Source organism: Rubrivirga aquatilis, assembly GCF_046845665.1.
Lineage (GTDB): Bacteria > Bacteroidota > Rhodothermia > Rhodothermales > Rubricoccaceae > Rubrivirga.
Map to the genome: position 1 here is coordinate 184,824 of NZ_CP177355.1, position 15,245 is coordinate 200,068.

The 15,245-nt window shown below is 72.0% G+C and carries 12 protein-coding genes; 5 read left to right on the top strand and 7 right to left on the bottom strand.

The genetic code is table 11. The annotated features are described in order from the left end of the window. Window positions 1–5 precede the first annotated feature (5 nt). Window positions 6–1,139, bottom strand: coding sequence for a YihY/virulence factor BrkB family protein (locus ACLII4_RS00820; protein WP_412068987.1), 1,134 nt, complete (start codon window positions 1,137–1,139; stop codon window positions 6–8). A gap of 154 nt (window positions 1,140–1,293) precedes the next feature. On the opposite strand from ACLII4_RS00820, the gene ACLII4_RS00825 reads away from it, so the two are divergent. After that, entirely contained in the window at window positions 1,294–2,340 is a 1,047-nt protein-coding gene (locus ACLII4_RS00825; protein WP_412068988.1) for an endonuclease, read from the top strand. Between the two features lie 162 nt (window positions 2,341–2,502). Here ACLII4_RS00825 and clpX read toward each other — a convergent pair whose 3' ends face one another. Further along, window positions 2,503–3,777, bottom strand: a complete 1,275-nt coding sequence (clpX, locus tag ACLII4_RS00830) for an ATP-dependent Clp protease ATP-binding subunit ClpX (protein ID WP_412068989.1) — start codon at window positions 3,775–3,777, stop codon at window positions 2,503–2,505. A 444-nt stretch (window positions 3,778–4,221) separates the two neighbouring features. On the opposite strand from clpX, the gene ACLII4_RS00835 reads away from it, so the two are divergent. Then, a complete protein-coding gene (locus ACLII4_RS00835) occupies window positions 4,222–5,934 on the top strand; it encodes a dipeptidyl-peptidase 3 family protein (RefSeq protein ID WP_412068990.1) in 1,713 nt (570 codons plus the stop codon). A 76-nt stretch (window positions 5,935–6,010) separates the two neighbouring features. Next, complete coding sequence (locus ACLII4_RS00840) at window positions 6,011–6,721, top strand: glycosyltransferase (RefSeq protein ID WP_412068991.1); 711 nt, start codon at window positions 6,011–6,013, stop codon at window positions 6,719–6,721. Window positions 6,722–6,930: 209 nt separating this feature from the next. Here the strand turns inward: ACLII4_RS00840 and ACLII4_RS00845 are convergent, their stop codons facing one another. The 3 genes from ACLII4_RS00845 to ACLII4_RS00855 form a co-directional block, all read right to left on the bottom strand. Continuing rightward, window positions 6,931–7,431 (bottom strand): VOC family protein, encoded by a 501-nt coding sequence (locus ACLII4_RS00845; RefSeq protein WP_412068992.1) that lies wholly within the window; start codon window positions 7,429–7,431, stop codon window positions 6,931–6,933. Between the two features lie 96 nt (window positions 7,432–7,527). Beyond that, on the bottom strand, window positions 7,528–7,674 hold the full coding sequence (locus tag ACLII4_RS00850) for a hypothetical protein (RefSeq protein ID WP_412068993.1): 147 nt from the start codon (window positions 7,672–7,674) through the stop codon (window positions 7,528–7,530). A 231-nt stretch (window positions 7,675–7,905) separates the two neighbouring features. Beyond that, window positions 7,906–10,437: a cation:proton antiporter gene (locus tag ACLII4_RS00855; protein ID WP_412068994.1), complete on the bottom strand. Its 2,532-nt coding sequence runs from the start codon at window positions 10,435–10,437 to the stop codon at window positions 7,906–7,908. A 103-nt stretch (window positions 10,438–10,540) separates the two neighbouring features. On the opposite strand from ACLII4_RS00855, the gene ACLII4_RS00860 reads away from it, so the two are divergent. Continuing rightward, window positions 10,541–11,404, top strand: coding sequence for an alpha/beta hydrolase (locus ACLII4_RS00860; protein ID WP_412068995.1), 864 nt, complete (start codon window positions 10,541–10,543; stop codon window positions 11,402–11,404). A 261-nt stretch (window positions 11,405–11,665) separates the two neighbouring features. Then, a complete protein-coding gene (locus ACLII4_RS00865; RefSeq protein ID WP_412068996.1) occupies window positions 11,666–11,998 on the top strand; it encodes a hypothetical protein in 333 nt (110 codons plus the stop codon). On the opposite strand, the gene ACLII4_RS00870 is transcribed toward ACLII4_RS00865, so the two are convergent. Both ACLII4_RS00870 and typA read right to left on the bottom strand, forming a co-directional pair. Continuing rightward, a complete protein-coding gene (locus ACLII4_RS00870) occupies window positions 11,964–13,157 on the bottom strand; it encodes an alpha/beta hydrolase (protein WP_412068997.1) in 1,194 nt (397 codons plus the stop codon). The two genes, ACLII4_RS00865 and ACLII4_RS00870, sit on opposite strands and share 35 nt — an antisense overlap. A gap of 188 nt (window positions 13,158–13,345) precedes the next feature. After that, window positions 13,346–15,181 carry a translational GTPase TypA gene (gene typA / locus ACLII4_RS00875; RefSeq protein WP_412068998.1) on the bottom strand — a complete coding sequence of 612 codons (1,836 nt, stop codon included), beginning with the start codon at window positions 15,179–15,181 and terminating at the stop codon, window positions 13,346–13,348. Window positions 15,182–15,245 lie beyond the last annotated feature (64 nt).

Sequence of the window (15,245 nt, forward strand, 5' to 3'; positions counted from 1 at the left end):
GGAAGCTACGTCGCTGCGGATCCGCTTTCTGGGGCGGAAATGTCCGTTTCTGGCACAGACGGGCCCCCCACGGCGCCATCCCCGCCGGGCCCGTCGGCCGTGCTGTCGGCCGCTTCGACGGTCGCCACGACCGCTTCGGCGGCCTCGGCTTCGACCCGCTCGCGGTGCTTGCGGAACTCGCCCTCCTTGCGTGCCCACTTTTTGCGCAGGCGCGAGCGCCTCGGCCGGTTCCGCTTCTCGTGGAGAGACGTCACCGCGGCGCCGGCCACCAGGATCAGGCCCGAGAGATAGACCCAGAACACGAACGCCAGGATGACCCCGAACACGCCGCCGAGGCCGCCCAGCCCCTCCTCGGGGCCCGCGTAGCGGTCGAAGTTGGCGACGTAGGTGGCGTAGTACGCGAACCCATTCTTGGCGACTTCGAACAGGACGGCGGCAGCGGCGGCGCCCCAGAACGCACTCTGCAACGGGACGCGCGGCCGGGGCACGAGGTAGTAGAGCTGGGCCAGCATCCCGACCGTCAGCGCATACGGGATCAGCAGCGTCACGAGTTGGAGCAGCCCGCCGGTGAACGCGGAGACGGCGCCCGCGTCGAGGCCGGCCTGGGCCGCCATCGAGTCGCTCCGGGCCGAGAGCACGCGCGCGCCGGCCGTGATGGCGAACGACAGCAGGAACAGGGTGCCCACCTGCGCCGCCAGCCGCAGGTCGAAGAGGTAACCCCCGACGATGGACCGCATCTGGTGGCGGCTCTCCCCCATCGCCGCGCCGACGACGTAGCGCAGCGTGGAGAACATGGTGATGACGGTCGCCAAGAAGAACACCGCGGCGAACACGGTCAGCCCTGTCGACGCCTCTTGGAGCTGGAGCACCAGGTCGACGAGGCCGTCGCTCTGGTCGCGCGGCAAGAACCCCCGCAAGAACTCGGTGACGGTGGTGAACGGCTCCTCCTGCTTGAGCACCAGCCCGAAGATGCCGGCCGCCAGCGCCAGAAGCGGCAGCAACGTCACCAGCGTCTTGAAGGCGATGGCCTGGGCCCAGATGAACACGGGCTCCGTCGCGAACACCTTGAACAGGCCGCCCCCGTAGTACTGGGGCAGCGTCAGGGCCTTTCGAACGTGGATCGCGGCGGTCCGGAGCATGCCCCAGGGTACGCTTGGGCGGGGAGCGGGGTCCACCATGTGCGCAGGAGCGCCGGCCGACGGCGGGATGGGACGAGGCGCTGCCGAGCGGGGGGGGGGGGGCGGTCCTGCCCGTCCTCCGGCGCGACCTTGCGCCCGCCCCCCGACCGACGCCATGCGCCCGCTCTTGCTCGCCGCCGCCCTCCTCGCCGCGCCCGCTGGCGCCCAGGCCTGCCCCGGTCTCGTCGGCTCAGAGGCCGCCAACTGCGTGGATGCCCGCTACTCGCCCACGTCGGTCTTGTCCGACGCCGCCAGCAAGGACCGGCTCTACGACACCGTCGACCGCGCGACCGTCGCCGGGCAGGACGGCGTGGTGGGACTGTACTCGGGCGCGTTCGTGCCCTTCGACGGTGTCCCCAACTCGGACCCGAGCCAGGACGTGTTCAACAACGGGCAGGGCATCAACCAGGAGCACATCTTCCCGCGCTCGCGGGGCACCGACAACCACCTCGCCGAGCGTGACATGCACCACCTCTTCCCCACGCGCGTCGACGTGAACGCGGACCGGGGCAGCGACCCGTTCCGGACGATCTCGGACACCGCCCCCTCGCGCTGGTACCAGGGCGACGCGACGCAGTCGGCCACGCCGTCCGACCCCGACGCGTGGAGCCAGGACACGTCGTCGGGCTTCGAGCCGCGCGCGTCCGTACGGGGCGACGTGGCGCGGGCCATGTTCTACATCGCCGCCACCTACCCCGACCGCGTCGACGCCCCGTGGTTCGAGAGCCAGGCGCCGACCCTGCTCCAGTGGCACGCCGCTGACCCGCCGACCGACGCGGAGGTGGCCCGTTCGGAGCGCGTCGCCGGCTTCCAGTCCGGCTGCGCGGCGGGGCCGTGCGTGAACCCGTTCGTGACCGACGCCACGCTGGCGGGCCGCGTGTTTGCGACGTCGACGACGGGCGAAGACCGGCCGCTAGCGCTGGCGGTCGGTGCGCCGTTCCCGGTGCCGACGGGGAGCGCGGTGTCGGTGCCGGTGCGGGTCCGCGCGGGCGCCGAGGTCCGGGCAACAGTCATCGACGCGCTGGGGCGGCGCATGGGGACGACTGGTCGCGTCGGGCCTGGTCTGCTGCACATCGAGCTCGGGGCGCTGGCGGCGGGCGTCTACGGCGTCCGCGTCGAGGCGGACGGGGCGGTGGTCTCCCGGCGCGTGGTGCGGCGATAGCGCAAGCGGCAGCGGTCCACGGAGTTGTCCACGGCGTGGATAACCGTGTGGACGGGCAAGGCAGCGGGTCCGGGCGTATTGCGTTACGCCCCGACGGGCAGGCGTCGCAGTCGGTGCAGAGCCTCTGCCGGTTTCCCGTCCCTCTGTCCCCTCCCGCGAGCCCTACGCCGACGCCTTGCGTTCCTCGTAGACCGGGGCCTCGCCGTCGGCGATGGTCGCCGCAGTGATGCGGCAGACGAGCCCGGCGTGGGTGTCGGGCGCCTCGAACATGAGGTCGAGCATGGCGCGCTCAAGGACGGACCGCAGGCCGCGGGCCCCGGTCTTCAGCTCGACGGCCTGGTCCACGACGGCGTCGAGCGCGCCGTCGTCGAGCACCAAGTCCACGCCGTCCATGGCGAACAGCTTCTGGTACTGGCGGACGAGCGCGTTCTTGGGCTCGGTCAGGATGCGGCGCAAGTCCTCGGGGGTCAGCGCGTCGAGCGACGACAGCACGGGCAGGCGGCCGATGAGCTCGGGGATGAGCCCGTAGCGCAGGAGGTCGTCGGGCTCGGCGTGGCGGAAGAGCGTCGGGTCGGCCACGTCGACCGTGCGGGCGTCGCTGGCGTGGAAGCCGATGGGCGACTGGGAGAGGCGCCGGGCGATCTGGGGCGCGAGCCCGTCGAAGGCCCCGCCGCAGATGAAGAGGACGTTCCGGGTGTCGAACTGGACGAGCGACTGCTCGGGGTGCTTGCGGCCGCCCTTCGGCGGGACGCCGGCGACCGTCCCCTCGAGCATCTTGAGGAGCGCCTGCTGAACGCCCTCGCCCGACACGTCGCGCGTGATGGAGGCGTTGTCGCCGCGGCGCGAGAGCTTGTCGACCTCGTCGACGTAGATGATCCCGCGCTCGGCGCGCTCGACGTCGTAGTCGGCCGACTGGAGCAGGTGGCTCAGGATCGACTCGACGTCCTCGCCTACGTAGCCGGCCTCGGTGAGTGCCGTCGCGTCGGCGATGGAGAACGGGACGTCGAGGATCTTCGCGAGCGTCCGCGCCAGCAGGGTCTTGCCGGTGCCGGAGGGCCCGAGGAGCAGGATGTTGGACTTTTCGAGCTCGACGTCGTCGTAGGCGTGGAGGTACTCCTCGGCCTCGATCCGCTTGTAGTGGTTGTAGACGGCGACTGCGAGCGTCCGCTTGGCGCCGTCCTGGCCGATGACGTGCTCGTCGAGGGCGCCCTTGATCTCGCGCGGGGTCATCCGGCGCGGGCGGCCCGAGCGGCGGGCGGCCGCGGCGGCGGCCGTCGGCGGGACGTAGGCCTGGAGGTCGCCGCGCACGATGCCCGAGGCGTCGTGGATGCAGCGGTCGCAGATGTAGACGTCGGGCCCGGCCACCATCGAGGTGACCTCGTGGGCGGTGCGGCTGCAGAAGGAGCAGCGGATGACGTCGTCGCCGCCGGTGGGCATGGCGTGGGTCTCGGGTGCGCCGAGAATGTAGACCCTCGGCGGCGCACGGTCGGGCTCCCCGAGGACGTGGGGGTTATCGAGCGTCCCGGCGTGGGCTTCAGGCTCCGGTCGCCGGAGTGCTGCGTATAGCTCTTGGCTGCGGGCTTGCGGTCAGCTCGCCCCCCACTCCGAAGGCCGTGACCGAGCCCCTTTGTCATCCCGAGCGAGCGCAGCGAGTCGATGGACCTCAGCCGAGCACGGCCCGACTCCAGCGCGGACGGGACGCGGTGCGCGACGGGGATCCCAAGATGCCAAGTTGGGTTGAGCCAGGACTCGGCGGCCCTGGTGTACCGGAGGGAACGGCCTTGGCTCGGTCGGCGCAAGAGGGGGGCTGGCGCCAGCAGGTCTGGCATCCGGGGCGCACGGCCCGCCGGGTATCTTCGGCCGCGCACGCCCCCGACGCCCATGAAGCCGACCCTCGCCGCCCTCGCCCTCGTCCTCGCGCTCGGCGCCTGTCAGCTCTCCGGCGACGCCGCCGACGGCCCCTCGCCGACCGCCACGACGGACGGGCTCGCGGCCGCCAACGCCGCCGACTCCGTCCTGCTCGACAAGCTGGCGCAGTACACGACGGTTCGCCTGACCTCCGACCTGTCGGGCCTGAGCGACTCGACGCGCGCGATGCTGCCGCACCTCATCGCCGCGGCGCGCGCCATGGACGACGTGTTCTGGCAGCAAACGTATGGCGACCGCGACTCGCTGCTCGCGGGCCTGTCGCCCCCCGCCCGGCGCTACGTCGAGGTCAACTACGGGCCGTACGACCGGCTCGACGGCGACGCGGCGTTCCTGCCGGGCGTGCCCGCCAAGGCGCCGGGCGCCAACCTCTACCCGGCCGGCTTGGGCAAAGACGAGCTGCTGGCGGCCGCCGACCTCTACCCGGAGCGCAATCTGACCGGGCTGTACACCGTCGTCCGCCGCGACGAGGCGGGGCAGTTGCAGGGCGTGCCGTACCACCAGGCGTTCGCCAGCGCCCACGAGACGGCCGCGCGGCACCTGCGGGCGGCGGCCGACCTCGCCCAAGACCCCGGTCTGGAGACCTTTCTCCGCCTGCGCGCCGACGCGCTCCTCACCGACGACTACCGCGCCAGCGACCTCGCGTGGATGGACATGCGGACGAACCCGCTCGACATCGTGATCGGGCCCATCGAGACGTACGAGGACGGGCTGGCGGGCTTCAAGGCGGCGCACGAGGCGTTCGTGCTCGTCAAGGACCAGGCGTGGAGCGCGCGGCTGAGCGCCTACGCGGCGCTCTTGCCCGAGCTTCAGCGCGGCCTGCCCGTCGACAGCATTTACCGCGCCGAGTCGCCCGGCGCAGACGCCGACCTGGGGGCCTACGACGTGGTGTTCGTGGCTGGCGACGCCAACTCGGGCTCGAAGACGATCGCCATCAACCTGCCGAATGACGAGTCGGTGCAGCTCGAAAAGGGCTCGCGACGGCTCCAGCTCCAGAACGTGATGCGGGCCAAGTTCGACCGCATCCTGGTCCCCATCGCCGACGTGCTGCTCCCCGACGATCAGCGCCAGCTCGTGACGTTCGAGGCCTTTTTCGGCAACACCATGTTCCACGAGGTGGCGCACGGGCTGGGCATCAAGACCACCGTCGACGGGCGCGGGACGGTCCGCGAGGCGCTGCAGGACCGCGCGAGCGCGCTCGAAGAGGGGAAGGCCGACGTGCTGGGCCTCTACATGGTGCAGCAGCTGATCGCGCGCGGCGACTGGGCCGAGGCCTCGCTCGACGAGCACTACGTGACGTTTGTGGCCTCCATCTTCCGCTCCATCCGCTTCGGCGCGTCGAGCGCGCACGGCCGAGCCAACCTGGTGCGGTTCAACTTTTTCCGCGAGCAGGGCGCCATCGAGCCCGAGGCCACGTCCGACGGGCAGGTCTGGCGCGTGGTCCCGGCGCGGATGGGCCCGGCCATCGAGGCGCTCGCGCGCCGGATCCTGACGCTGCAGGGCGACGGCGACTACGACACCGTCGACGCCTTCGTGCAGCAGTACGGCCGGATGTCGCCCGCGCTCTCGGAGAGCCTGGACCGCGTCGCCGACGCGGGCATCCCGGTCGACGTCGTCTTCGAGCAGGGCGAGGCCGTGCTCGGGCTGGAGCCCGTCGACGGTGAGTAACGGGTGAGAGGCGACGGGGCTCTCCCCACGCCTCGTCCCCACGTCCGACCTTCCCCGTCCCCCGCCCTGCTCGCCCGTGCTCCTCTCCGACCTCACCGTCATCGTCCCGACGAAAGACGAGGCCGCCAACATCGGCCCGTTCCTCGACTCTATCGACCCGGCCGTCGGGCTCGTAGTCGTGGACGCCAGCGACGACGACACGCGCGACATCATCCGTGCCCGGCGCCCGCCGGCCGTCGTCATCGAGGATCGGGGCTCGATCCCCATCGCGAGGCAGATCGGGCTGGAGGCGGCCACGACGGAGTGGGTCCTCTTTACCGACGCCGACATGTCGTTCGGCGACGACTACTGGACCGGCTGGCAGGCCCTCGACCTCGGGCCGAAGGTCGGCGCGGTGCAGGGCGCCAAGCTCTCCGCCGACGACGACTACCGGCTCTACTACAAGCTGTTCTCGTTCGGCATCCGCGCCATGTCGTGGCTGACGGTCCCGGCGGGCTCGGGCTCGAACATGCTCTTCCGCCGGACGGCCCTCCTCGACGCGGGCGGCTTCGACCCGGCGCTGACGGCGAACGAGGACATCTACGCGCTGTGGAGCGTCCGGAAGGCGGGCTGGCGGGTGACGTTCGCGGGCGGCCTCAAGGTCTACGAGCGCGACCACCGCCGCCTCGACCAGGGCCGCGTCAAGAAGACGCTCCACGGCTGGATCCGCCCGCTCATGCTGTTCACCGGGCTCGGCGGCGACCGCGTCCGGAAGTCGAGCTGGGGGTACTGGAAAAACGAGGAGTGAGGGGTCCGGGTCTGCCTCGGCGCCAAGGTGGGGGCGACGGAGCCTCCCTCCTGGACAACGCGAAGCGTCGGCGCAGCCAAGAGGGGTTGGGAGTAGTAGACGATGGGGCTGTGACGCTCGCTCGCCCCCCTCACCCCGTCCCTCTCCCGTGGGGAGAAGGGACGCCGTAGGGTCCGCCGCGACCTATCCGCACGAACCCAACCAAGGACTCACGGGCCTGCCGCCTTGCGCAAGCGGGCCTCGTCGAGGTCCTGCTGGCGGCCGCGCCAGAGCGGGTCGCCGTCAGGCGCCGTGCGGCGGTCGCAGTAGACCTCGACGCGCGTGCCCTCGGGGTCGTGGAAGTACGCCTGCCACGCGATCTGCGCGTCCTGCAGGTCCACCTCCCCGCCTCGCTCGCGGACGCGATCGACGACCGCCAGCAGTTCGGCCGGCGTCTCGGCCTCCCACGCGAAGTGGTCGAACCGGCCGGTCGGGCCCGGCGCGGAGCCCCCCGCCTTCGCGGGGGCAGGCTTGCGCGCTTGGCGGAGCACGAGCCGGTGGTGCATTCCGTCAGCCGCGCCCTCAGGGATGGGCGCGCGGTCGGTGAGGAAGGCGTAGTGACTCACGTCGTCCGTCGCCCGCTCGCGGACGGACAGGCCCAGGACCTCGGTGTAGAACGCGGTCTGGCGGTCGAGGTCGGCGACGTCGAGGCGGAGGTGTCCGAGGCGCATGGGTCGGCCGGGGGTGCGCCTCCGGGATGGCCAGACCGCGCGCGCGGTTCCAGCGTCGTCCGCCGTCGCCTGGCGGAGCCCTCGTCGCCCCGGGCGCTACGCGGCGAGGGCGTACGCGAGCACGAGCGGCGCGAGCCCCGCAATCAGCGCCAGCACGACGAACGCGACCTGCCGCCACGCGATGCCCTCCAGCGTGGGGCCGGCGGGGACGATCTCGTAGGGGGCTTCAGCAGCGGGCGGCATGGTCTCGGCGGTCGGGGACTGACAGACGCGTCAGAACGGCTCGGAGTTACTCCGGTATCGGTCCCCTGACTCCTGTCTTGAGCGGCTCCACAGACTCTTGTCGAGCCCTGCGCCGTGCGTTCGCAGACGAGGGCCGCTCGCGCGGGGCGGTCCCACGACCGGCGGCGGCGTCTGCCTGCATGCTCGCCTCGTGGCGAGACGGGCGCGGCCGGCTCCCCTTCCGTCGTCCGCCTAGCTCGTGGCGGGGAGGTCCGCCGGCTCCATCGCGAGGTCGTCGCGGACGGCGCCGAAGAGGGCGTCGCGAGCGGCCTCGGGCGACTCGGCCGCGACCAAGCGCTCGACCGTCGACTCGGACCGGATCAGCTGCGCCGTCACCGCGAGCTGGCGGAGGTACGCCTCGGCGTCCATCGCGTCCGGCGCCAGCAGCACCACGACCACGCGCGCGGGCTGGCCGGTGTGCGGCAGCGGCGCCCCGCGCGGGCACACCCCGACGTGGACCTGGGGCGCCTCCACCTCGGGCACGTGCGCGTGGTAGAACACGACGCCGGGCATCACCTCGGGCGCGTCGTCGGGCATCGCCGCCAGCCGCGTCGCGAGCTTCGCCGCCACGCCGGGGTGGTCGGGGAAGCCGGGCGTGAGCAGGCGCCGCAGCATCGCCTCGGCCGACGCCGGGCTCAGGTCGAGCACGATGTGCTCGGGCGGCAGCGACAGGTCCTCGACCCCGTCGCCGTCGACAGCCTCGGCGACGAGCGGGACGATTGCGGCTTCAGACAGCGTCATAGACAGCAGGTCGAGGCCGGGGTGGCGGCGCGCGAGCACGCGGGGCAGCCGCGTCAGCGCGGGGCGCCACGCGACGGCGCCGTGGCGGACGCCGATCAGCACGAGCACGTCGCCGGTCGAGACCTCGTCGTCGAGCGCGCGGACGGCGCCGGACCACTCGTCGAGCGGGCGGACCTCGACGGACGCCTCGGGCCGGGCCTCCGTCAGCCGGCGCTCCACCTCGGACGCGTCGTCGCTGGCGGCGAAGGCGACCACTCTGAGCCCCTTCTGCGCCGCCAGCACCTTGAGCACGCGCGCCGCGCGCGCAAACCCGGTCTCACGGTGGACGAGCGGCGGGACGAGCACGACGAGCCGCCGCGCCGCCGCGAGCGGGGCGACGAGCCGCGCCACGACCACCATCGCCCGGCTCTCCGCGAGCACCCCGTCGATGACGTGCCCGAACACCATCGCCCCCGGCGACCGCTGCCCGTTCCACCCGGCCACGACCTCGCTCGCGCGGACCTCCCGCCCGGCGCGCAGAATGCCCCGGACCGCGTTGTCGTCGATGCGGACGGTCGGCGAGACGGGGACGGACGCGGCGGTCGCGTGGAGCACGGCCCGCTCCATCAGCCGCTCGGCGGCGGCCACGTTCTCGGCCTCGTCGGCGCCCGCTCGCGCGACGGCGACCGGGAAGACCGGCTCTTCGCTTTGGGGGCTCCTCAGCAAGAGCGCCAGCTCCATCAAGTCCGCCGCCGTCTCGGGGTTCGAGAGCGGCACCACGATCCGCTCGGGCGCCGACGCCGGCTCGTACGGCCGGTCCGCCTCCGCCAGCGCCACGCGGCGCCCGACGGCCTGCACCAGGCTCGGACCGACGAGACACGTCAGGACGATCACGACGACGACGGCGTTGACGGCGGTCTGCGAGAACAGCCCGATATCGAACCCGATCAACGTCACGGCGAGCGTGGCCGCCGCCTGCGGCATCGTCAGTCCGGCAACGGTCAGCGCCTCGTCGCGGGTGAACCCGAAAAAGGGAATGCCCAGCATCGCGGCCCCACCCTTGCCCACGAACACGATCGCCGAGAACAGCAGCGCCAGCCCCCACACGGTCGGCGACCCGAGCACGCCGACATCGACGAGCAGCCCGACCGAGACCAAGAAGAACGGGACCAAGAAGGCGTTGCCGACAAACTGCAGCCGCGTCATCAGCGGGCTGCTCTTGGGGATCAGCGGGTTGAGCGCGATGCCCGCCAGGAACGCGCCGATGATGGGTGCCAGCCCCGCCAGCGACGCCGTCCACGCGGCGAAGAAGACGAGCGCCAGCAGGAACGCGAACGCGGCGTCGTCCTCGCGGCGGACGCGCCGAAAGAACGCGCGCGCGGCCTTGGGCATCAGCCACAGCACGGCCGCCGCCCACACGATGTCCTTGACCACAAACAGCATCCAGAACTCGGCATCGGCCTCTCCGCTGGCGACGCCCTGCACGACGGCCAGCACCAGGAGGGAGAACAGATCGGTGACGAGCGTCGCGCCGGTCGCGATCACGAGCGCGCGGTTTTTCGAGATCCCCAGCCGCCCCGCAATCGGGAGCGCCAGCAGCGTGTGGCTCCCGACGATGCTGCCCAGGAGCGCCGCCGCGGGCATCCCGTAGCCCAGCACGCTCGGCGCGAGTGTCAGCGCCAGCGCCATCGGGACGGCGAACGACAGGGCCCCGAACGCCAGCGCTTGCGTCCGTTGTTTGGCGAACTCGGCCAGGTCGAGCGTGACGCCGGCCATGAACATGAGGTACAGCAATCCGAACGTGCCTAGCAGCACGAATGTCGCGTCGCGCTCCAACAGCCCGGTGACGCTCGGCCCGGCGATGGCGCCGAGCGCGATCAGCCCGACGAGCCCGGGCACGCGGAACCGCTCGAACAGCAGCGGGCCCGCGAGCAGGATGCCCATCGTGATCGCCACGATCAACACGGGGTCGGTGACGGGCAGCTGGGGGACGGGCAGATCCACGGGGCACGATCGGAGGGACCCCAAACGTACCGACGACAGGGCAGCACCGGCTTGCAGACGCGTGCCCGCCAGCGATCTTGACAGGCCCTCGACTTCTGAATCCATGCGTGCATTCGCCCTCGCTCTCGCCCTCGCCGCCTCCGGCTGCGTGACGGTCGCCGTCGGGCCCGAGCACGTGTTGCACCCACGCCTCGACACCGACACCTCCGCACCCGCGCTCGACGCGGCGGCCGTCGTCAATGCGGTCCCCGGGGCGACCGTCGAGCCGTTCGACGTGGCGACGGACAGCGCCGTGCTGGCGGGCTGGCGGGTCCGCCACGCGGCGCCCGACGACGCGCGCCCGACGGTCTTGTACTTCGGCGGCAACGGCTTCCGCATCTCGCAGCTCGGCTTGAAAAAGCTGGTCCCGCTCCTGCGCACCGGCGTCGACGTGGTGCTGATCGACCACCGGGGCCACGGGCGAAGCACCGGAGAGGCCTCGACGCACGCGCTGAAAGCCGACGCGCTGGCGACGTTCGACGCGGTCGCGGCGCTTGTCGGACCAGAGCGCGTGATCGTCCACGGGCACTCGCTGGGCAGCTTTCTCGCGAGCCACGTCGGCGCCGAGCGCGCGACGGCGGGTGTGGTGCTGGAAAACTCGGCGACGACGACGGCCGACTACGCGGCGTCGCGGTTCGACTTGTACCCCGTCTTCCGTCCGTTCGTCCGGCTGGAGGTCTCCGACGCGCTCGCGGACGAGGGCAGCCTGGCGCCGGTCCGCCGCATCGACGAGCCGCTGCTGATCCTGGCCGGCGCGCTCGACGCCCGCATCCCGGCGTGGATGAGCGAGGAGTTGTACGCCGCCTCCCCGCTCGCGCCAGGCCGCAAGCGGCTCGTCGTGTTCGAGACCGCCGGCCACAACCGCGTCCCCTTCCACCCCGACTTCGCGGCCGTCTATCGCGCCTTCGTCGGCGACTGGGTGCGCTGAGCCCGCCGCTCCGCTTCCGAGGGTGTCGGCCTCGCAAGCAGGCGGACCCGCACCAGACCACGTCCCCTCTCCCTGTGGGAGAGGGACAACCGGCAGGTCGGCGCAGCCAGGGTGAGGGGTTCCGTCGCTGGCACGAGCCGGCCCGCTAGCGCAAGCCCGCCTGCTGGCGCAAGCCCCTGCTCTAGACGCGAGTGGGCGTCCACATGGCCTTGCGGGGCGCCAGCGGGTGTCCGAGGTTCGTGCGCCCGCCCCGTTCTACCGATGCGTACCCTCCTCCTGGCCGCCCTCGTCCTCGCCGCCTGCGACTCCACCGCCAGCGGCCCGCCCGACGTCGGCGGCACCTACCGCGTCGAGTCCGCGAGCCTCGACGGCGACGTGCTGACGGCCGTCGTGAGCTACAGCGGCGGATGCCAGGAGCACACCTTCGAACCTCGCTCCCGGTCGGCCGCGACCGCCACCGAGCTCTGGCTCGTCCACGACGCCCACAACGACACGTGCGAGGCCTACCTGACCGAGACGCTGGCGCTGGCGGTGGTGTCGGACGGACCGACCGTCCTGCTCACGCCGTCGGGCGGCGAGATCCGGCTCCGCTAGGCGCCAGCCACGCCAGCACCTGCGCCGTCACCTCGGGCCGACGGAGCAGGTCGAAGTGCGACGTGCCCGGCAGGACGTATTGGCGCTCGGCGGGCACCGCCAGCGCGAGCGCCGGGTCGGGGTGGCGACCGAGCCCGCTGTCGAGCGGGACGAGCCCGTCACCGACGGTCCGGTCGCGCACGCCGTTTTTCCCGTCCCCCAGCGTCGCGGCCACCAGGTACACGGCGACGCCGTCGGGGAGCGGGAGCGGCTCGCGTTGGTCCGGGCCACGGGCGAAGCGGTCGCGCCCGTCCCAGTCTGACCGGGCGACGCTCCCGAAGCGCAGGTCCGTGACGCCCGCGCTCCGCGCCTGCCCGAGCGCCGCGTACGGCGCCGTCCACCGCGTCGCCCCCAGCAGCGAGTCGACCACGTTCCCTACGCGTTCTAGTGGCGACCCGTGGTGGGGCGTCCCCAGGCACACCAGCGACACGTCGCGCGACGACCATCCGTGCCCCGCCTCGGCGGCGTGCCCCAGCGCGCTCCGCATCACCAGCCCGCCCATGCTGTGCGCCACGACGACGATCCGCCGCACCGGGACGGGCCACGCTCTGACGGCCGCCTCCAGCGCCTCCGCCGCCTCCGCCCCGTTGTCCGAGACGTGGCGTCCGCTGTTGTAGCGGAGCCCGAGCCGGCTCGCGCCGAGCGCCGACGCCAGCACCGCGCCGGGGTCGTGCTCGTCGTCGCCCCACTGCCCGTCGTGCATGCACAGGCCGTGGACGAAGACGAGCAGCGTCTCGGACGGGTCGGCGACCGCATCGGTGTCGAGCGGGCGACCGTCGTAGCGGATCTCGGTCGCCGTCGCCAGCTCGTTGCCCGTCATCGCGAGCGTGTCGCCAAAGGCCCCGTTGAGCGCCGCGACGGCCGCGTCGCGGATCTCGCCGCGCGCCCCGTCGAGCGCCTCCGGCCGGATCCGCTCGGTCACCGCCAGCCCCCCGTCGGCCGCCCGCGCCGTGCCCCGCGTGATCGCCCGGATCATCCGGTACACGAGCCCCGCGATCCCCCGCTTGCGGGCGCCGACTTTGCGCCGCCGCGTGACGGCCGCGTGCGCGGCCTCGACGATGTCGGTGGTGCCGGTGACGGCGTCGGCGAGGAGCCGGACGGCGCCGCGGAGGTCGGACAAGAAGGACACCGGGACTCGGGCGCGGGTACACGGCCCGGCGGCGCCGTGGGTCCCCTGCCGGCGCCAGCGGTCACTCAAAGCCTCGCGCAGGCGGGGAGCCTGCCGAGACTCTTGCCCCAAACGACACACGGACCGCCCCCCGAGGGAGCGGCCCGTGCTCACATTCTGCCTGCTCGCGCGCCTGAACGCTACCCCTCCTCGTTCTTGCGGGCGTTGTTGGCCCGCTTGCGCTCGTGGGGGTCGAGGTGCCGCTTGCGCAGGCGCATCGAGGTCGGCGTGATCTCGATCAGCTCATCGTCGCGGATGAACTCGATGGCCTCCTCGAGCGACATCTTCTTGCTCGGGTTCATCTTGAGGAAGTTGTCCGAGCCCGAGGCGCGCATGTTGGTCAGCTTCTTCTCCTTGGTCGCGTTGACCTCCATGTCCTCGTCGCGCGCGTTCTCGCCGACGATCATGCCGTTGTAGACCTCGTCGCCGGGCTCCACGAAGAGCTGGCCGCGCTCCTGCAGGTTGACGATCGTGTACGGCGTCACCTTGCCGTTGCGGTCGGCCACGATGGCGCCGGTCGCGCGGTGCGTGATCGGCCCGGCCCACGGGCGGTAGCCGTCGAACAGGTGGGTCAAGAGGCCCGTACCCTTGGTGTCGGTCAGGAACTCGGTCCGGTAGCCGATGAGCCCGCGCGCCGGGATCTCGAAGGTCATCCGGATGCGCCCGCCGCCGTTGTTCTTCATCTCGACCATCATGCCCTTGCGGGTGCCCAACGTTTCGATGACGACGCCCATGAACTCCTCGGCCACGTCGACCGTCGCGCGCTCGTAGGGCTCGTGCGTCTTGCCGTTGACCTGCTTCGTGATCACCTGCGGCATGCCGACAGCGAACTCGTAGTTCTCGCGGCGCATCTGCTCGATCAGGATCGCCATCTGGAGCTCGCCGCGCCCGAAGACGAGGTAGCGGTCGGTGCTCTCGGTCTCGTCGATGCGGAGCGCGAGGTTCGCCTCGCCCTCCTTCATCAGCCGGTCGCGCAGGTTGCGGGAGGTCACGTACTTGCCGTCCTTGCCCACGAACGGCGAGTCGTTGACGCGGAACTCCATCGAGAGCGTCGGCTCGTCGATGTCGAGCGCCGCGAGCGGCTGGGGGTCCTCGACGTCGGTGATCGACTCGCCCAGGCCGATGCCGGTCAGGCCGCCGATGTAGACGATGTCGCCGGCCGTCGCCGTCTCGGCCTCGACGCGGTCCAGGCCCTCGGAGACGAACAGGCTCGTGACCTGGGTCGCCTTGGTCTCGCCCGTCCGGTGGCACATCAGCACGCGCTGCTTGAGCTTGAGCGTGCCGTTGACGACGCGTGCGATCGCGATTGGGCCGAGGTAGGCGTCCGGCTTGACGTCGGTGACCAGCACCTGCAGCGTCGCGTCGGGGTCGCCGGCCGGGGCCGGGACCGTGCTCACGATCGTCTCGAAGACCGGCTTGAGGTCGGTCAGCTCCGTGCCCAGCTCCAGCGTGCACTCGCCGTCACGCGCGACGGCGTAGATGACCGGGAACTCGAGCTGGTGCTCGTCGGCGTCGAGGTCGATAAAGAGGTCGTAGATCTCGTCGAGCACCTCCTCGGCGCGCGCGTCGCCGCGGTCGATCTTGTTGATCACCACGATCGGGACGAGCCCGAGCGCGAGGGCCTTCGACAGCACAAAGCGCGTCTGGGGCAGCGGCCCCTCGGCGGCGTCGACCAGCAGCATGATGCCGTCGACCATGCGCAGCGTCCGCTCCACCTCACCGCCGAAGTCGGCGTGACCGGGCGTGTCGACGATGTTGATCTTGACGGGCTCGCCGGCGTCGGTGACGTAGCGCACGGCCGTGTTCTTGGCCATGATCGTGATGCCCTTCTCACGCTCGAGGTCCATCGAGTCCATCACGCGCTCGATGGTGGCCTCGTGGGCGGCGAACGTGCCGCTCTGCTGGAGCAGGGCGTCCACGAGCGTGGTCTTGCCGTGGTCGACGTGGGCGACGATGGCGACGTTTCGGATCTGCATAGCGGGCCGGGTGGCGGCAAAGGAACCCGAAAGGTCCGATCCGGACGGTGAGGCCCGAGCCGAG